Source organism: Actinomadura coerulea, from assembly GCF_014208105.1.
GTDB lineage: Bacteria > Actinomycetota > Actinomycetes > Streptosporangiales > Streptosporangiaceae > Spirillospora > Spirillospora coerulea.
Map to the genome: position 1 here is coordinate 3,080,875 of NZ_JACHMQ010000001.1, position 17,741 is coordinate 3,098,615.

Consider the following 17,741-nt stretch of genomic DNA (forward strand, 5'->3'; position numbering starts at 1 on the left):
GGCTCAGGCCGCCTTTCCGGTGCCGGGGCGGCCGGTGGCCGCGGCCATCACGCTCTCCTCGGTCGCGTCCGCGCGGGCGATCTGCGCGGTCAGCCGCCCCTCGTGCATGACGAGGATCCGGTCGGCCATGCCGAGCACCTCCGGCAGGTCGGAGGAGATCATCAGCACCGCCAGGTCCTGCGCGGCGAGCTCCGACAGCAGGCGGTGCACCTCGGCCTTGGTGCCGACGTCGATGCCGCGGGTCGGCTCGTCCACGATCAGCACGGCCGGCTCGGTGGCCAGCCACTTGGCGAGCACGACCTTCTGCTGGTTGCCGCCCGACAGGACGCCGACGGCGTCGCTGAGGCGGGAGTACTTCAGCTGGAGGCGCAGGCCCCAGTCGGCGGCGCGGTCCCGCTCCACCTTCCGGGAGATCAGGCCCCCGCGGCCGGTCTCGCGGCGCAGCGCCTTCAGCTGGGTCAGGCCCATGTTCCGCTCGATCGACATGTCCATGACCAGGCCCTGCTGGCGGCGGTCCTCGGGGACGAGCGCCAGCCCGGCCGACATCGCGGCCGTGGGGCTGCCCGCCGGGAGCGCGCGCCCGCCGACCTCGACCGTCCCGGCGTCCCAGCGGTCCACGCCGAAGACGGCGCGGGCGACCTCGCTGCGGCCGGCGCCGACCAGCCCGGCCAGCGCGACGATCTCGCCGCGGCGGACCTCGAAGGAGACGTCGGTGAAGGCGCCCTCGCGGGTCAGCCGGCTCACCTTCAGCGCGACCTCGCCGGGCGTGACGTCCTGCTTGGGGTAGAGCGCGTCCAGGTCGCGGCCGACCATCCGGCGGACGAGGTCGTCGGGGGTGATGTCGGCGACCATGTCGGTGCCGACGTAGGTGCCGTCGCGCAGCGTCGTGACCCGGCGGCAGATCTCGAAGATCTCCTCCAGCCGGTGCGAGATGAACAGCACCGCGCAGCCGTGCTCCTGCAGGCTGCGGGTCACGGCGAACAGGCGGGCGACCTCCTGGCCGGTGAGCGCCGCGGTCGGCTCGTCCATGATGAGCACCCGCGCGTCCCGGGAGATGGCCTTGGCGATCTCGACGACCTGCTGGTCGGCGATCGACAGGCCCCGGGCGGGCTGCTGCGGGTCCAGCGCGACGCCGAGCCGATCGAACAGCCGGGCCGTCTCGGCGTGCATGGCGCGGCGGTCGATGCGGCCGAGCGCGCCGCGCGGCTGGCGGCCCATGAAGATGTTCTCCGCGACCGACAGGTCGGGGAACAGCGTGGGCTCCTGGTAGATGACCGCGACTCCGGCGGCCTGCGCGTCGGCGGGGCCGTTGAAGGCCACCGGCTCGCCGTCCACCCGCACCTCGCCCGCGTCGGGGCGGTGCACGCCTGCGAACGTTTTTACAACGGTGGACTTGCCGGCGCCGTTCTCCCCCGCAAGGGCGTGCACCTCGCCCGCGTGGAGCTCCAGGGTGACCCCCTGCAGCGCGCGGACCGCGCCGAACGACTTACTCACGTTGACCAGTGCCAATGTCGGCGGCGCCGAGCGGCCCGGTGCACTCATCGCGGCCCTCCTCGCGGGGGTCGTCTGTGACGTACAGATGAAAAACGTTTTAACAGGATGTTGCGGAGGACGCTAGATGTGACCCGGAGCACCCGTCAAGAGGGGAACGTGCCGCCACCACTGCCCGACGCTGCGGAAAGCCCGTATCCGCAAGGGTCGGTGAAGTTCGGAATCCGTTCGCGGCCAGGACCGGCCGTCCGGTTTCGCGCCTGGTGGACCCCCTCCTCGGGTTGACACGTTTTAATCGAATGACCCAAAGTGAGCGGCGACACAGCAGCGGACGACTCGGGGGCACACAGATTGGGCGCAGACGTGACCGGCCGCTCCGCGCCGCCGCGCCGGACGGTCGGCATCAAGCAGGTCGCGGCGCACGCCGGCGTCTCCCCCGGCACCGTGTCCAACGTGCTCAACCGGCCCGAGCGCGTGGCCGAGGCCACCCGCGCCCGCGTCGAGCAGGCGATCCGCGATCTCGGCTTCGTCCGCAACGGCTCGGCGTCCACGCTGCGCGCCGGGCACAGCAGCACGATCGGGCTGATGGTCCTCGACCTGGCCAACCCGTTCTTCACCGACGTGGCGCGCGGCGTGGAGGACACCGCCAGCGAGCGCGGCTACGCGGTGATCCTGTCCTCCTCGGGCGAGTCGGACGAGCGGGAGCTGCGCAACCTGCGGGTGTTCGCCGAGCAGCGCGTCCGGGGCGTCCTGCTGACCCCGGTCGGCGACGACGGCGAGGCCGCCGACCGGCTGAGCGAGCGGGGCGTCCCGGTGGTCCTGCTCGACCACCCGACGCCGCGCGCCAACCAGTGCTCGGTCGCCGTGGACGACGTCGCGGGCGGCGAGCTCGCGGTCCGCGAGCTGCTGGACGCGGGCGCCCGGACGCTGGCGCTCGTCACCGGCCCGGCCGTGCTGCGCCAGTGCGTCGACCGGCGCAAGGGCGCGCTGCGGGCGCTGCGCGCCGCCGGGCTCGGCCGGGACGCGATGCGCGAGGTCGCCGTCGGGGCGATGAACGCCCGGTCCGGGCAGGAGGCGGCCCGCCGGCTGCTGGAGGCCGGCCCGCCGCTGCCCGACGCGATCTTCTGCGCGAACGACCTGCTCGCGCTCGGCGTGCTGCGCGTCCTGCTGCAGGCCGGGATCAAGGTGCCGGATGACGTCGCGCTGATCGGGTACGACGACATCGAGTTCTCGGCCGCGGCCGCCGTCCCGCTCAGCTCGGTGCGGCAGCCCACCTACCAGCTCGGCCGGATCGCGACCGAGCTGCTGCTGGAGGAGTGCGACGACTCGGGCGGGCACGCCCACCAGCAGGTGATGTTCCAGCCCGAGCTGGTCGTCCGCGAATCCAGCCGCTCCGCTCTGGGCGGCCCCGCCCTCGGGAGGAAGGCACTGTGAAGGTCGCGCTGTTCCTCACCTGCGTCAACGACACGATGTACCCGGGGACGGGCAAGGCGGTGGTGCGGCTGCTGCGGCGCCTCGGCCACGACGTCGAGTTCCCCGAGTCGCAGACCTGCTGCGGGCAGATGCACCTCAACACCGGCTACCGGAAGCAGGCGCTCCCGCTGGTGAAGGGGTTCGCGGAGACGTTCGAGCCCTACGACGCGGTCGTGACGCCGTCCGCGTCCTGCGCGGCGATGATCCGCGACTGGCACCCCCGGCTGGCGCCGCGCACCGCCGGGGTCGCCTCCCGCGTGTACGAGCTGACGGAGTTCCTGGTGGACGTCCTCGGCGTCACCGACGTCGGCGCGTACTACCCGCACCGCGTCACCTACCACCCCACGTGCCACTCGCTGCGGATGCTGCACGTCGGCGACCGCCCACTGCGGCTGCTGCGCGAGGTCGGCGGCATCGACCTGGTCGAGCTCCCGGACGCGGCCGAGTGCTGCGGGTTCGGCGGGACGTTCGCGCTGAAGAACGCCGAGGTGTCGGCCGCGATGTGCGCGGACAAGGTCACCGCCGTCCGGGAGACCGGCGCCGAGACGCTGTGCGCGGCGGACAACTCCTGCCTGATGCACATCGGCGGCGCCCTCACCCGCACCCGCGCCGGGGTGCGGACCGTCCACCTGGCCGAGATCCTCGCCTCGACACAGGAGGAGCCAGCATGACCTCAACGGCGCGTACCCCGTGGGGGGGCGACCCCCCACACCCCCCGGTTCGCTCCGCTCAGGCGATGCCGACCTACCTCGGGATGCCGTCGTTCCCCGACGCGGCGCGCCGCGCGGTGGCGGACCCGCGGCTGCGCGCGAACCTCGCGCACGCCACCACCACGATCCGGGGGCGCCGCGCCGCCGCGGTGGCCGAGCTGGACGACTGGCCCGAGCTCCGCGAGGCGGGCAAGCAGATCAAGGACCACGTCCTGGCGAACCTCGGGCACTACCTGCGGCAGCTGGAGGGCAAGGTCGCCGAGGCGGGCGGGACGGTGCACTGGGCCCGCGACGCGGCCGAGGCCAACCGGATCGTCGCGGACCTGGTGAAGGCCACCGGCGAGACCGAGGTCGTCAAGGTCAAGTCGATGGCGACGCAGGAGATCGGCCTCAACGAGTTCCTCGCCGAGGAGGGGATCACCGCCTACGAGACCGACCTCGCGGAGCTGATCGTCCAGCTCGGCGACGACCGGCCCTCGCACATCCTCGTCCCGGCCATCCACCGCAACCGCTCCGACATCCGCGACATCTTCCTGCGCGCGATGGACGACGCCCCGGAGGGGCTGACCGACGCGCCCGCGGAGCTGGCGGAGGCGGCCCGGCGGCACCTGCGCGCCAAATTCCTGTCGGCGAAGGTCGGGGTGTCGGGCGTGAACTTCGCCGTCGCCGACACCGGCACGCTCGTCGTGCTGGAGTCGGAGGGCAACGGCCGGATGTGCCTGACGCTCCCCGAGACGCTCATCTCGGTGATGGGCGTGGAGAAGATCGTGCCGAGCTGGCGGGACCTGGAGGTGTTCCTCCAGCTGCTGCCCCGCTCGTCCACCGCCGAGCGGATGAACCCCTACACCTCGACCTGGACGGGCGTGTCCCCCGGCGACGGCCCCCGCGACTTCCACCTCGTCCTGCTGGACAACGGCCGCACCGCCACCCTGGCCGACGAGGTGGGCCGGCAGGCGCTGCGCTGCATCCGCTGCTCGGCGTGCCTGAACGTGTGCCCGGTCTACCAGCGCGCGGGCGGCCACGCCTACGGCTCGCCCTACCCCGGCCCCATCGGCGCGATCCTGTCCCCGCAGATCAGGGGCATCGAGTCGGAGGTGGACGCGTCGCTGCCGTACGCGTCGACGCTGTGCGGGGCCTGCTTCGAGGCGTGCCCGGTCGCCATCGACATCCCGGAGGTGCTGGTGCACCTGCGGGCCCGCGCCGTCGAGAAGGGGCCCCGCCATCCGCTGGAGCGGGTGGCGATGGCCGCGGCCGGGTGGACGCTGCGCTCCCCCACCCGGCTCGCGCTCGCGCAGCGCGCCGCGTCCGCGAGCCGCCGCGCCGTGGCGCGCGGCGGCCGGATCCGGCGGCTGCCCGGGCCGCTGCGCGCCTGGACCGAGACGCGGGACGCGCCCGCGCCGCCGCCCGAGTCGTTCCGCGCCTGGTGGGCCCGGACCGGCGGCGGGCGCGAGGAGGGGGAACGGTGAACGCGCGCGAGGAGATCCTCCGGCGGATCGAGCGGGCGGCTCCCGGCCGGCCCGCCGCCGAGGTCGCGGCCGCCTACGACCGGATCGACCGCGGCTACCTGCGCCGCCACCACGAGGGGGCGGTCATCGACCTGTTCGCCGAGCGGGTCGCCGACTACCGCGCGACCGTCCTGCGGGTCGCGGAGGCCGAGGTCGCCGCGGCCGTCGCCGAACGGCTCGCGGCCCGTCCCGGCGCCTACGGCGTCCCCTCCGGCCTGCCGGAGGAGTGGACGTCCGCGACCGGCGCGGCGCTCGTGCGCGACCCGTCGCCCGCCGACCTCGACGGTCTCGCCGGGGCGGTCACCGGCTGCGCGGCCGCGGTCGCCGAGACCGGCACGATCGTGCTGGACCACGGCGCCGGCCAGGGGCCGCGCGCCCTGTCGCTCGTGCCCGACTACCACCTGATCGTCGTCCTCGCCGGCCAGGTCGCCGCCGACGTGCCCGAGGCGCTCGAACGGCTCGACCCGCGGCGCCCGCTGACGTTCGTGTCGGGGCCGTCCGCGACGAGCGATATCGAGCTGTCCCGGGTGGAGGGCGTGCACGGGCCGCGGACTCTGGAGGTTCTGGTCCTCACATGAGCGAAGCGAACCGGGGGGTGTGGGGGGTCGCCCCCCCACAAAGACACAGCATGAGCGAAGCGAACCGGGGGGTGTGGGGGGTCGCCCCCCACAAAGACACAGCATGAGTGAAGCGATGTTCGCGGCCGTCGATCTCGGGGCGTCCAGCGGGCGGGTGATGGCCGGGCGCGTCGGGCCGGGCACCCTCGCCCTGGAGGAGATCCGCCGCTTCCCGAACCGTCCCGTCCGTGTCAACGGAACCCTGCACTGGGACATCCTCGGCCTCTACGGCAACGTCCTGGACGGGCTCCGCTCCGCCCCGCGCGGCCTGTCCTCGGTCGGCATCGACTCCTGGGCCGTCGACTACGGGCTCCTCGACGCGGAGGGCAGGCTGCTCGGCAACCCCGTCCACTACCGCGACGCCCGCACCGACGGCGTGATGGAGCGGGTGCGCGCCGAACTGGGCGAGGACCTGCTCTACCGGACCTCGGGCCTGCAGTTCCTCCCGTTCAACACGATCTACCAGCTCGCGGCCGAGGACCTGTCCCGGGCCGCGACGCTGCTGCTCGTCCCCGACCTGCTGGCCCACTGGCTCACCGGGGAGGTCGGCGCCGAGCGCACGAACGCCTCCACCACCGGGCTGCTGGACGTCCGCGGCGGCACCTGGTCGGCGGACCTCATCGACCGGCTGGGCCTTCCCGCGCGGATCTTCCCGCCGCTGCACGACCCCGGCGCGGACATCGGGACCCTGCGCGCGGACGTGGCGGCCGAGATCGGCCACGGCGCCCTGCGCGTCACGGCCGTCGGCTCGCACGACACGGCCTCCGCCGTCGCCGCCGTCCCCGCCGCCACGGACCGGTTCGCCTACATCTCGTGCGGCACCTGGTCGCTGGTCGGCGTGGAACTGGACGCCCCCGTGCTGACCGACGAGAGCCGCAAGGCCAACTTCACCAACGAGGGCGGCGTCGACGGGACCGTCCGCTACCTGCGCAACGTGATGGGCCTGTGGCTCATCCAGGAGTCCCTGCGGACCTGGGGCGAGGCCGACCTGCCGGGCCTGGTGGCCGCGGCCGCGGACGTGCCCGGCCTGCGCCGCCTCATCGACCCCGACGACCCCGAGTTCCTGCCGCCCGGCGACATGCCGGCCCGCATCGCCGCGCACTGCCGCCGCCGCGGGTTCCCCGAGCCGTCCACCCGCGCCGAGACGGTGCGCTGCATCCTCGACAGCCTCGCCCTCGCGCACCGCGCCGCGCTGCGCCAGGCGGCGCGCCTGTCGGGGCGGGAGATCGACGTCGTCCACCTGGTGGGCGGCGGCAGCCGCAACGACCTGCTGTGCCGGCTGACCGCCGACGCGAGCGGACTGCCGGTGGTGGCCGGGCCCGTCGAGGCGACCGCTCTCGGCAACGTGCTGGCGCAGGCCCGCGCGCACGGCGCCGTCGGGGACCTCGCCGAGTCCCGCGCCCTGGTCGCCGCCACCCAGGACCTGCGCCGCTACGAGCCGTCGGGCGACGAGGCCCGCTGGGCCGAGGCGGCCGCCCGCCTCGGCCTGGAGGGCTGACCCGGCGGCGGATGTCACGGTCGCGGGACGGTTTACCCTCCCGAGGTTGACATGGGCCGCGCGAGGGCCGTTCATAGCTATGTACATACGGTCCAAGGACGCCGTCGCGAGCGGGCAAGGCGCAGGCAGGGCGTGTTGTCCCGCCTTATTGACGTTCCACCCGATAAGGTAAATCCCGCTCGTTCAGAGGTACCACAACAAGAAGCATGGTCACGGCGTATCGGCCGCCTGTCGCTGTTGGGGTGTGGACATGGAGGGTCGTGCGGCCCATGCCGCCGGGGGTCCCGGCAACGCTCCGCTGGTGGGGCGCCGGGACGCGCTGCAGCGGATCGACCGCGCTCTCGACGCGGTCGAGGACGGCTACGGCCTCGTCGCGCTGGTCGGCGAGCCCGGCGCCGGCAAGACGCGGCTGCTGAACGAGCTCGCCGACGGCGCGATCGCCCGCAAGCTGCCGTTCGTCGCGGGGCGCGCGGCCGAGTTCGAGCAGGAGATGCCGTTCGGCGCCGTGGTCGACGCGCTCGACGACCGCCTCGAAGAGCACGCCCTCGACCTGCCGCCGGGCGCGCTGCGCCTGCTCGGCACCGTGTTCCCCGCGCTCGCCGACCTGTCCGGCGACCCGCCCGCCGCCTCGCCGGAGTCGCGGGTGGCGCGCTACCAGCTGCACCGCACCGTCCGGCACCTGCTGGAGGCGCTCGCCGAGCCGTCCGGGCTGGTGCTGATCCTGGACGACCTGCACTGGGCCGACGACGCGACGATCGAGCTGCTGGACCACCTGGTCCGGCATCCGCCGCGGGCCCGGGTGCTGCTGGCGGTCGCCTACCGTCCCGCGCAGGCGTCGCCGCGGCTGGCGGCCCTGGTGGACGCGGCGGGCCCGCAGGGCGTGCGGGTGGCGGTCGACCCGCTCAGCCAGAGCGAGGTCCGCGAGTTCCTCGGCCCCGACGTCGGCCGCGCGCGGTGCGAGGCGCTGTTCAAGGCCAGCGGCGGCAACCCGTTCTACCTTGAGGCGCTCGCCAGGATGGCGGGCGGGGCCGTGCCCGCGACCGGCGCCGGGCTGGACCGCCACTGGGAGAAGGGCGTGGCGAACCTGACCGAGGTGCCGCCGGCGGTGCGGGCGGCGCTGCAGGTCGAGCTGAGCGCGCTGCCGCCGCAGGCGCTGCTGATGGCGCAGGGCGCGGCGGTGGCCGCGGACGTGTTCGAGCCCGCGCTCGCGTCGGTCGCGGCCGAGATGGACCGCGACGCCGCGCTCACCGCCCTGGACGTGCTGACCGGCCACGACGTGGTGCGTCCCGCGCCGGGCGGCCGGTTCCGGTTCCGCCACCCCCTGGTGCGCCACGTCGCCTACGCCTCGACGGCGGCGGGCTGGCGGATCGCCGCGCACTCGCGGGTGTCGGAGCGGCTGGCGGAGCTGGGCGCCCCGGCGGCCGTGCGCGCGCACCACGTGGTGCGGTCGGCGCGGTTCGGCGACGCCGAGGCGATCCGGACGCTGCTGGAGGCCGCCCGTGCCGTCGCGCAGCAGGCGCCCGCGACCGCCGCCTACTGGCTACAGGCCGCGCTGGACCTGATGCCCGGCGCCGCCGCCGACGCCTTTCCCGACCGGGTGGAGCTGCTGGTCGAGCTGGCCCAGGTCCAGGCCGTCAGCGGCCATGCCGAGGAGGGCCGCGAGACCGCCCGCACGCTGCTCGGGCTGCTGCCCCAGGACGACACCGTCCGCCGCGCCCGCACCGTGCACATGTGCGCGATCATGGAGCGCCAGCTCGGCCGGATCCACGAGGCCCGCGCCCTGGTCCTGGACGAGCTGCGCCGCAGCACCGACCGGCAGACCCCCGAGGCGGTGCTGCTGCGGATCCGGCTCGTCGCCGACCGGATCCAGCGGATCGACACCCGCGGCTCGCACGCCATCCTGGAGACGATCCCCGACAGCGCCCCCGGGTGGGGCTCCGGCCTCACGGCGGCGGTCGCGGCGATGCGCCCGATGGTCGCCTACGGGCGCGGCGAGGTCGCGGAGGCGATCGCCCGCGCCCAGACCGCCGACCGGCTGTTCTCCGCGGCGTCCGACCACGACTTCGCCGACTGCCTGGACTGCTTCGCCTGGCTGGTTTTCGCCGAGTCGTTCCTCGGCATGTACGACGAGGCGCTGCGGCACGCCGAGCGGCTGGTGTCGATCACCCGCACGACCGGGCAGACGTTCGTCCTCGGCTACATGCTGTCCGGGCAGTCGCGCGTCCTGGCCCAGCTGGGGCGGCTGGAGGAGGCCGCCGCCGTCGCCGACGAGGCCGCCGCGGTCGGCCGCGACCTGCGCTCGCAGGAGGTGCTGGCCTACGGGCTGATCCAGCAGTGCCTGACCGCGTCCCTGATGGGCGACCACGAGCGGGCGCTGCGGGCCGGGGACGAGGCCGTCGCCAACGACACCGGGTCGGGCGAGTGGTGGACGCACATGGCGCACGTCGCCCGCGCCATCGCGGTGATCAACGAGGGCCGGCTGGAGGAGGGCGCCACCGCGCTGATCGCCGCCTGCGGCGACGGCACCCTCGGCCTGGACTTCAGCACCCTGGTGATCTGCGCGGAGGCGCTCGCGGCGGTCCGCGCCGCGCAGGAGGACGGCGCCGACGCCGCGAACTGGGCCGACATCGCCGAGGCGATCGCCGACCCGCTGCTGGCCGGCGACACCGGCCTGGCCCGGCTGACCCGGGCGCACGCGCTGCGCGCCGCCGACCCGGCCGGGTCCGCGGCGGTGGCGGCGGAGGCCGCCGACCTGCTCGCCAAGGCGGGGCGGCGGCCCGAGGCCGGACGCGCCGAACTGGCCGCCGGGCTCGCGCACGCCGCCGCCGGCGACCGCGCCCGGGCCCGGGACCGGCTGCGCGCCGCCGCGGAGGTCTTCGAGTCGTGCGGGATGAAGGGGCTGCTGGCGCAGGTCGTGCGCGAGCAGCGCCGGCTCGGTGTCCGGGTCCCCTCCCCCGGGGCGCCCGCGCGGAGCGCCAAGGGCGGGAAGGACCTGCCGTTCGGGCTCTCCCCGCGCGAGCACGAGATCGCGCTGCTGGTCGCCGAGGGGAACAGCAACCAGCAGATCGCCGAGCGGCTGTACCTCAGCGTCCGGACGGTCGAGACCCACCTCTCCCGCGTCTTCGGCAAGATCGGCGTGTCCTCCCGGGTCGGCGTCGCGACCGCGATGAACCGTTCCGAGTAGATCCGACTCTTACTTCACGTACGTCCCGTACGTCGGGCGGGTGATCCCGGAACCGTAAGTACGGGTTATCCACGATGCCGCGCCGATCTCGGCGTTTGGCAGGGTTGGACCGTCAGGAAGCGGAGGAGATGGACATGGAGCAGCAGCGGATCGCGCGCTTCACGCACGCGGGCGTCGCCGACGCCGAGGTGTCCGCGCACCCCTTCGCGACCGAGGACGGCCTCGGCCTGAACCTGACCCGTTTCCGCCGGAACGACTGCGACGACGTCGTCCTGCTGCTGCACGGGCTGACCACGTCCAGCGACATGTACATCATGCCGGAGCACGCCAACCTGGTGAACCACCTCCACGACGCCGGGTTCGGCGACGTGTGGGCGGCCGACCTGCGGATCAGCGGACGGTTCCCCTACAACGCCGAGGCCTCGCGCCACGATCTGGACGCCATCGCGCTCCACGACCACCCGGCGGTGCTCGCCGAGCTGCGGCGCCACATCGGGGACCGCCGGGTCCACGTGATCTCCCACTGCGTGGGCGCGATCTCGTTCTCGATGGCGCTGTTCGCCGCCACCGTCACCGGCGTCACCAGCCTGGTCTGCAACAGCGTCTCGCTCACCCCGCGCACCCCGCGCTGGTCGAAGATCAAGCTCGGGTACGGGCCGGCCCTCATGGAGTACGTGCTCGGGCCCTGCCACCTGGACCCCCGGTACGCGAACGCCCCCCTGCTGACGCGCGGCTGGATGCTCGCCAAGGCCGTCGCCCCGTTCCACCGCGAGTGCCGCGAGCCGGCCTGCCACATGCTCAGCTTCATGTGGGGCGGCGGAAAGCCGATCTTCACGCACGCCAAGATGTCGCCCGTCACGCACGGCCGGCTGCCCGACCTGTTCGGGGCCTGCAACGTCAACTACTACCGGCACCTGCACGCGATGGTGAAGGCCGGCCGCGCGGTCAAGCGCCACCCGCGCGACCCCCGGTCGGCCGCGCTGCCCGACGACTACCTGTCGCGCGCCGCCACGGTCACGACGCCGATCCTGTTCCTCACCGGAGACCGCAACCACGTGTTCACCGACTCCAACATCGTCTGCCACCGCACCCTGGAGAAGATCACTCCAGGGCTGCACGAACTGGCGGTCCTGCCCGGCTACGGCCATCAGGACCCGTTCATGGGCGCCGCCTCCGCCACCGAGGTGTTCCCGCAGGTCGTGGACTTCCTCAAGCGGAAGGCGGGCTGAGCGATGACCGGAGCCAGCGGCGCGGCCGAGCACGCCGACGCGGTGGTGGTCGGGTCCGGGTTCGGCGGATCCGTCACCGCGTACCGGCTGGCGGAGGCCGGGCAGCGGGTCGTCCTGCTGGAGCGCGGGCAGCCGTACCCGCCCGGCAGCTTCCCGCGGTCCCCCGCCGAGATGGGCCGGGCCTTCTGGGACCCCGACGCCGGGCTGTACGGGATGTACGACGTGTGGGGGTTCAAGGGCTGCGACTCCGTCGTGTCCTCCGGCCTCGGCGGCGGCTCCCTGATCTACGCGAACGTCCTGCTGCGCAAGGACGAGCGCTGGTTCGTGCACGACCGGCCGGTGCCCGGCGGGGGGAACGAGCCGTGGCCGGTCTCGCGCGCCGACCTGGACCCGCACTACGACGCCGTCGAGCGGATGATGGGCGCGACGCCGTACCCGCTGGACCAGGTCCCCTACGACGACACCCCGAAGACGCACGCGATGCAGGACGCGGCGGCCGAGCTCGGCCTGCACAGCACGCTGCCGCCGCTCGCGGTCAGCTTCGCCTCCGAGCCGGGCGGCACGCCCGGGGTGAGCCTGCCGATCGCCGACCCCGCGTACGGCAACCTGCACCGCGCCCGCCGCCGGACGTGCAAGCTGTGCGGCGAGTGCGACATCGGCTGCAACGAGGGCTCCAAGAACAGCCTCGACCACAACTACCTGTCGGCGGCCGCGCACCACGGCGCCGACATCCGCACCTCCCACGAGGTGAAGGCGATCCGGCCGCGGCGGGGCGGCGGGTACGAGGTCGACTACGTCCACCACACCGACCTGGCGGCCAGGAAGCGCCGCCTGCCGGTCCGGACGATCACGTGCGACCGGCTGGTGCTGGGCGCCGGCACGTACGGCACCACGTACCTGCTGCTGAAGTCGCGCGGGGCGTTCCCAGGCCTCAGCTCCGCGCTCGGCAGCCGGTTCTGCGGCAACGGCGACCTGCTGACGTTTCTGATGCGGGCCAAGGACCGCAACCGGGTCCGCCCGCTGAACGCCAGCCGCGGACCGGTGATCACCACGGCGATCCGGCTGCCGGACGACCTGGACGGCGTGCCCGGCGCGGGCCGCGGCGCCTACATCCAGGACGGCGGCTACCCCGGGTTCACCGACTGGATCGTGAACGGCTTCGACGTCCGCGGCGAGGTCGAGCGCGCGGCGGAGTTCCTGTGGGGCCGCTTCCGGGAGTTCTTCAAGGACGCGCCGGACACCAACCTGTCCGAGGAGCTCTCGGACCTGATCGGCGACGGGGCGCTGACGGTCAGCTCGCTGCCGCTGCTCGGCATGGGCCGCGAGACCGCCGACGGGCGGCTGCACCTGCGGGACGGCCGGCTCGCGGCCGACTGGAACGCCCGGACCAGCGAGGAGCTGTTCAACCGCGTCCGCAAGACGATGCGGGGCATCGCGGACGTGCTCGGCGCCGACTTCGCCGACAACCCGATGTGGTTCCGCAAGCGCATCATCACCGTCCATCCGCTGGGCGGCGCCCCCATGGGCGGCCACCCGGGCGAGGGCGTCTGCGACGCCTTCGGCGAGGTGTTCGGGTTCCCGGGCCTCTACGTCGCCGACGGGGCGGCGATGCCCGGCCCGGTGGGCCCGAACCCCTCGCTCACGATCGCCGCGCAGGCCGATCGGCTGGCCACGCGGCTTCTGGAGACGTCCGCCCGCCGGGGGGCGGGAGGACCGGCCGCCCCGCCCGCCACGGGGGCCGAGCCGGCCGGGGGAGCCGGCTCGCCAGGCGGGGCGGGGAACGGCTCGGCGTACGGTCCGGCATCGGGGAGCCACGGTGGGACACGGGGACCGTCCACCGCGGCCGCCGGCCGTACGTCGCTGTCGTTCACCGAGGAGATGAAGGGGTTCGTCACCTACGGCGAGACCGACACGCGGATCGGCGAGCTGGCCGAGGGGCGCCGGCCCCTGTCGTTCCGCCTGACGATCACCGCGGTGGACATCGAGCGGTTCCTGGCCGAGCCGGACCACGAGGCGACGGCCGCCGGATGGGTCGACGCGGCCGGGCACGGGGGGCGCCGCCCGGTCGAGCGGGGCACGTTCAACCTGTTCGTCGCGGACGGGCCGGAGGACCGGCGGCTGATGAAGTACCGGCTCTTCTACACCGACGGCGAGGGGCGGCGGCGAACGCTGAGCGGGCACAAGAACGTCCTGCACGGGCCGCCGACGCGGATCTGGCCGGACACCTCCACCCTCTACGTGCGGCTGCTGGACGGGCACGTCGCCGAGGACGAGGAGGGCGGCGCGCGGGTCGTCGCGGCGGGCGTGCTGCACATCCAGCTGACCGACTTCGCGCGGCAGCTGACGACCTTCCGCACGACGGGGCCCGACGGGGCGGGCAGGCTGCTCGACTTCGGCAGGTTCTTCGCCGGGGAGCTGTGGGAGGTCTACGGTCCCGACCCCGCCTGAGGGGTCCATGGTCGTGCAGGCCGAGGGAACTGCGGGGTGCTCTCGGCCTGCACCTTTTCTGCCGGAGGCCGTGCGGGGGGTCGCACGGCCTCCGGCTTCGGTACTACCCCGGGCGCGGGGTCAGATGCCCTCGGCCCTGCGGGCGGGGCAGTCCGGCGGGCAGTGCTCGACGTGCGCGGGCAGCCACCGGGCGAAGGCCTTCAGCATCTGCCGGAGCGCGAAGCCGACGACCGGGCCGGTGCCGGGGATCAGCGGCTCGAACGTCGCCTCCCAGCGCAGGAACGTCCCGGCGTCCCGGCGCTCCAGCCGGACGTCCGAGCGGTAGTGGCGCACGGGCAGGCCCGCCAGCGCGACGTATCCGAAGTGCTCGTAGGGCTTGTAGGCGACGGTCCGCTCACTGGCCGGCCAGATCTTCTTGACCGTCCCGACGCCGTAGGGGGAGGTGTCGCCCGCGCGCGTCCGCCGCGCCGGGGTGGGGAACCTGCCCCAGGCGCCCCACGCCTCGGGGACGGCCAGGTGCCGGAAGAGGTCCTCGGGTGAGGCGGCGGTGGTGGCGGTGGCCTGGATCATCGCCACACGCTACAGCCACGCCCGCGAAACCGGCAGCCCCAGCAGGCCCAGGCTGCCCTGCTCCGTTGACTTGCGGCGTGTTGCCCTTATCAGCGCCCCCAGAAGGGCAACACGCCGCAAGTCAACGCCCTTGGCGGGCCGTTAGTGCGCTTGGCCGTATAGGTGATCTACTTGCAGGCGGACTACCTGGCGGCCGTCCTCGACCATGACGCGGCGGTACTCGTCCCAGTCGGGGTGTTCGCCTCGGATGTCGCGGTACAGGGCGACCAGCTCCTCGACGGCGGCGTCGCCCGGATCGGCGGCGACCGCCGTGAGCTCGGCGGTGCCCTCGGCGACCACCCACGACCAGCCGTCCGGCGAACCGACGTGCAGGCTCGCGCGCGGGTCGCGGGCGAGGTTGCGGGCCTTGGCGCGGTCGGCGGTGATCGAGATCCGGACGAGCCGGCGCCCCTCGTCGAAGTGGTAGTTGATCGTGGACAGCTGGGGCCGCCCGTCGCGCTTGAGCGTGGCCAGCACCCCGATGTCGCGTCCGGCCAGGAGTTTCACCAGCGCCGCCTCGTCCGCCATCGTCCGCCTCCATCGGTCGTCGGTCCTACCGGCGTCAACCGCGGGGCGCGCCGATCGCTTCCCGGTCAGCCCAGGGCGAGGGCCGGGAAGTCGAGGACGCGGGCGGACCGGGAGCCCGGTCCGCCCGCGTCCTCGCCCGGCTCCTCGCCCGCGTCCTCGGCGGCGGCGCGGCCGGTGAGGATGTGGCCGCGGAACACCGCGCCCTTCGCCGCGACCCTGACGGCGCGGAAGCCGCGCGGCGGCAGGGCGCAGAACCCGGTCCGCACGACGTCGTCGAACAGCGAGTCCGACACGACGTAGGCCAGGTCGCGGTCCGCGTCGTCGGCCAGCACGCGGCGCAGCGGCGCGGCGTCCAGCAGCCGCTGGACGACGATGGGCGCGTCGCCCGCGGGGCCGAACGGCCCGGCCGTGAGCGTGCCGTGGTGCAGCGAGAGCCGGACGCGCAGGCGGAAGCGGCCGGCGTCGCGGTTGGCCTCGCGCAGCGCCCCGTCGAGGAGGATGACGAAGTCGCCGGCCACCGTCGCCGGGTCGACGCCCTCGGGCAGCGTGGCGAGCTCGCCGTCCCCGCCGACCTGCTTGTCCCAGCCGGCGCGGTCGAGTCCGACGCCGCGGGCGGCGCCGTCGAGCGCCTCCGTCAGCAGCCGCTGCGCGCGCAACTGCTCGCGCGTGTCGCGCCTGCTGTACCCCTGGATGTCCACCGCCAGCAGCAGGCGGTAGCTGAGCTGGACGTCCCCGTTCTCCTTCACCATGCCGATCCCCGCCCTCGGTCTCTGTAGGCAAATGGGCCCGATGCCCGCATTCGCTCCAATGCGTGGAGTGAGCGTTGCCCGGCGAAAGTTCCGATGCGCGGGTCGGAGTCGCCGCCTCCCGTACGCACCCTGAGACGCATTTCGATCATCCCTGGGATCGGACGGTAAGGAAATGGTGGCGAACAAGTTAGTGGCAATGCGGAAAATCCCCCACGAAACGGCCTCGGTTGAACCGCGTGGCGCAGGGGTCCCGTACTGCCTCCCAACGTGACACCCACGGTCACCGCGTCGCCCCGCACCCCCGCACCCCCGCCGGAGACCCCGATGGCCCACAGATCACCGGCCGCCGCGTCGGCCGCCCGCGAACGCCCGCCCGGACCGTGGAGCTGGTTCCGCGGCCCGCGGCCCGCCGCCGGCGTGGACGACCAGGTGATCGTGACCGAGCTGTACCGCGTGTACGGCCGCCCGCTGCTGTCGTTCGTCCTGCGCCTCACCGGCGGCGACCGGCACTGGGCCGAGGACGTCGTCCAGGAGACGATGATCCGCGCCTGGCGCAGCGCGCACCAGCTCGACGAGAACGCGGCGTCGCTGCTGCCCTGGCTGGCGACGGTCGCCCGCCGGATCGTCATCGACGACCAGCGCCGCAAGAACGCACGGCCGCAGGAGGCGGGCGAGGGCCCGCTGGAGAACATGCGCGTGCCCGACGGGATGGAGGATCTGCTGCGCTCCGTCGTCGTGTCCGAGGCCCTCCTCGCCCTGTCCCCGGCCCACCGCGAGATCCTCAACGAGACCTTCTTCCGGGACCGCTCGGTGAACGAGGCCGCCAAGCATCTCGGGATCCCCGTGGGCACCGTGAAGTCCCGGGTCTACTACGCGCTCCGGGCACTGCGCGTCGCCCTGGAGGAGAGGGGCGTGACGCCATGAGAGCGCCGGACATGCCGCACGTCGACGTCGGCGCCTACGCCCTCGGGCTGCTGGAGGTCCCCGACCGCCGCGCGTTCGAGGCGCACCTGGCGACGTGCTTCTCCTGCCACGAGGAACTCGGCGCGCTGAGCGGGATCGCCCAGACCCTGGACGGCATCGGCCCGATCGCCGACCCGGTGGGGGCGATGCCCGCGCCGCCCGAGCCGGCGGCGGTCACCGACCTGATCCGGCACCGGATCCGCCGGGAGCGGCGGCACCGGGCCGCGCGTGCGCTGGCCGCGGCCGCCGCCGGCGTCGTGCTGCTCGGCGCCGCGCTCGGCACCGGGTACACGCTGGGCACCGACCGCGGCCCCGCCGCCTCCGCGCAGGACGGCGGAACCGCCCAGCTGCTGCGGGACGGCCGGGCGGTGTCGGCGACCGACGCCGGCACCGGCGTGACCGGGACGGTCGCGACGCAGCGGAAGGCGTGGGGCAGCCTGGTCGCACTGCGGCTCAGCAAGGTCGACGGGCCGCTCGCGTGCGAACTGGTCGCCGTGGACCGGCGGGGCAGGGCGCACACCGTCGTCGGCTGGTCCGTCCCCGCCAAGGGGTACGGCCTGCCGGGCTCGCCGCGGCCCCAGCTGGCGCTGCAGGGCGGCACCGCGCTGCCGCCCGGGGAGATCAGCCGGTTCGAGGTCCGCACGATCGGCGAGGGCCGCACGCTGCTGACCGTCCCCGTGTAGGCCCCGCCTCCCGGAACGCGCGGCCGGGCCGCTCCCCTGGATCTCATAGGCTGA

At 74.2% G+C, this 17,741-nt stretch carries 14 protein-coding genes; 10 read left to right on the plus strand and 4 right to left on the minus strand.

Going from position 1 to position 17,741, the window contains the following annotated elements; translation table 11 throughout:
* Positions 1–3 precede the first annotated feature (3 nt).
* Entirely contained in the window at positions 4–1,542 is a 1,539-nt protein-coding gene (locus BKA00_RS14210; RefSeq protein ID WP_185025342.1) for a sugar ABC transporter ATP-binding protein, read from the minus strand.
* Between the two features lie 312 nt (positions 1,543–1,854).
* Between BKA00_RS14210 and BKA00_RS14215 the strand changes: the two genes are divergently transcribed.
* The 8 genes from BKA00_RS14215 (at position 1,855) to BKA00_RS14250 (ending at position 14,155) form a co-directional block, all read left to right on the plus strand.
* Entirely contained in the window at positions 1,855–2,925 is a 1,071-nt protein-coding gene (locus BKA00_RS14215; RefSeq protein WP_185025343.1) for a LacI family DNA-binding transcriptional regulator, read from the plus strand.
* Positions 2,922–3,635 (plus strand): (Fe-S)-binding protein, encoded by a 714-nt coding sequence (locus BKA00_RS14220; RefSeq protein WP_185025344.1) that lies wholly within the window; start codon positions 2,922–2,924, stop codon positions 3,633–3,635. Before BKA00_RS14215 ends, BKA00_RS14220 begins: the two co-directional genes overlap by 4 nt.
* Positions 3,636–3,718: 83 nt before the next feature.
* A complete protein-coding gene (locus BKA00_RS14225; protein WP_221493873.1) occupies positions 3,719–5,140 on the plus strand; it encodes a LutB/LldF family L-lactate oxidation iron-sulfur protein in 1,422 nt (473 codons plus the stop codon).
* Positions 5,137–5,757 (plus strand): LutC/YkgG family protein, encoded by a 621-nt coding sequence (locus tag BKA00_RS14230; RefSeq protein WP_185025346.1) that lies wholly within the window; start codon positions 5,137–5,139, stop codon positions 5,755–5,757. The genes BKA00_RS14225 and BKA00_RS14230 overlap by 4 nt, the downstream gene beginning before the upstream one ends.
* Positions 5,758–5,860: 103 nt before the next feature.
* Positions 5,861–7,294, plus strand: a complete 1,434-nt coding sequence (locus BKA00_RS14235; RefSeq protein ID WP_185025347.1) for a rhamnulokinase — start codon at positions 5,861–5,863, stop codon at positions 7,292–7,294.
* A 250-nt stretch (positions 7,295–7,544) separates the two neighbouring features.
* Positions 7,545–10,478, plus strand: a complete 2,934-nt coding sequence (locus BKA00_RS14240; protein WP_185025348.1) for a helix-turn-helix transcriptional regulator — start codon at positions 7,545–7,547, stop codon at positions 10,476–10,478.
* 134 nt (positions 10,479–10,612) lie between these two features.
* A complete protein-coding gene (locus BKA00_RS14245) occupies positions 10,613–11,707 on the plus strand; it encodes an alpha/beta hydrolase (protein WP_185025349.1) in 1,095 nt (364 codons plus the stop codon).
* 3 nt (positions 11,708–11,710) lie between these two features.
* Entirely contained in the window at positions 11,711–14,155 is a 2,445-nt protein-coding gene (locus tag BKA00_RS14250) for a GMC oxidoreductase (protein ID WP_185025350.1), read from the plus strand.
* A 120-nt stretch (positions 14,156–14,275) separates the two neighbouring features.
* On the opposite strand, the gene BKA00_RS14255 is transcribed toward BKA00_RS14250, so the two are convergent.
* From BKA00_RS14255 to BKA00_RS14265, 3 genes are all read right to left on the minus strand, one after another.
* A complete protein-coding gene (locus BKA00_RS14255) occupies positions 14,276–14,725 on the minus strand; it encodes an SRPBCC family protein (RefSeq protein WP_185025351.1) in 450 nt (149 codons plus the stop codon).
* Positions 14,726–14,866: 141 nt separating this feature from the next.
* On the minus strand, positions 14,867–15,292 hold the full coding sequence (locus tag BKA00_RS14260) for a PPOX class F420-dependent oxidoreductase (RefSeq protein ID WP_185025352.1): 426 nt from the start codon (positions 15,290–15,292) through the stop codon (positions 14,867–14,869).
* A 65-nt stretch (positions 15,293–15,357) separates the two neighbouring features.
* Positions 15,358–16,041: a hypothetical protein gene (locus tag BKA00_RS14265; RefSeq protein WP_230299082.1), complete on the minus strand. Its 684-nt coding sequence runs from the start codon at positions 16,039–16,041 to the stop codon at positions 15,358–15,360.
* A 267-nt stretch (positions 16,042–16,308) separates the two neighbouring features.
* Between BKA00_RS14265 and BKA00_RS14270 the strand changes: the two genes are divergently transcribed.
* Both BKA00_RS14270 and BKA00_RS38900 read left to right on the plus strand, forming a co-directional pair.
* Entirely contained in the window at positions 16,309–16,965 is a 657-nt protein-coding gene (locus BKA00_RS14270) for a sigma-70 family RNA polymerase sigma factor (protein ID WP_268248240.1), read from the plus strand.
* Positions 16,962–17,687 (plus strand): zf-HC2 domain-containing protein, encoded by a 726-nt coding sequence (locus BKA00_RS38900; RefSeq protein WP_185025353.1) that lies wholly within the window; start codon positions 16,962–16,964, stop codon positions 17,685–17,687. The genes BKA00_RS14270 and BKA00_RS38900 overlap by 4 nt, the downstream gene beginning before the upstream one ends.
* The last annotated feature ends 54 nt before the right edge of the window (positions 17,688–17,741 follow it).

Coding starts and splice junctions, on each gene's coding strand:
- BKA00_RS14225 (WP_221493873.1), top strand. CDS start 3,719: ATGCCGTCGTTCCCCGACGCGGCGCGCCGCGCGGTGGCGGACCCGCGG.
- BKA00_RS14250 (WP_185025350.1), top strand. CDS start 11,711: ATGACCGGAGCCAGCGGCGCGGCCGAGCACGCCGACGCGGTGGTGGTC.
- BKA00_RS38900 (WP_185025353.1), top strand. CDS start 16,962: ATGAGAGCGCCGGACATGCCGCACGTCGACGTCGGCGCCTACGCCCTC.
- BKA00_RS14245 (WP_185025349.1), top strand. CDS start 10,613: ATGGAGCAGCAGCGGATCGCGCGCTTCACGCACGCGGGCGTCGCCGAC.
- BKA00_RS14260 (WP_185025352.1), bottom strand. CDS start 15,292: ATGGCGGACGAGGCGGCGCTGGTGAAACTCCTGGCCGGACGCGACATC.
- BKA00_RS14235 (WP_185025347.1), top strand. CDS start 5,861: ATGAGTGAAGCGATGTTCGCGGCCGTCGATCTCGGGGCGTCCAGCGGG.
- BKA00_RS14210 (WP_185025342.1), bottom strand. CDS start 1,542: ATGAGTGCACCGGGCCGCTCGGCGCCGCCGACATTGGCACTGGTCAAC.
- BKA00_RS14265 (WP_230299082.1), bottom strand. CDS start 16,041: ATGGTGAAGGAGAACGGGGACGTCCAGCTCAGCTACCGCCTGCTGCTG.
- BKA00_RS14240 (WP_185025348.1), top strand. CDS start 7,545: ATGGAGGGTCGTGCGGCCCATGCCGCCGGGGGTCCCGGCAACGCTCCG.
- BKA00_RS14255 (WP_185025351.1), bottom strand. CDS start 14,725: ATGATCCAGGCCACCGCCACCACCGCCGCCTCACCCGAGGACCTCTTC.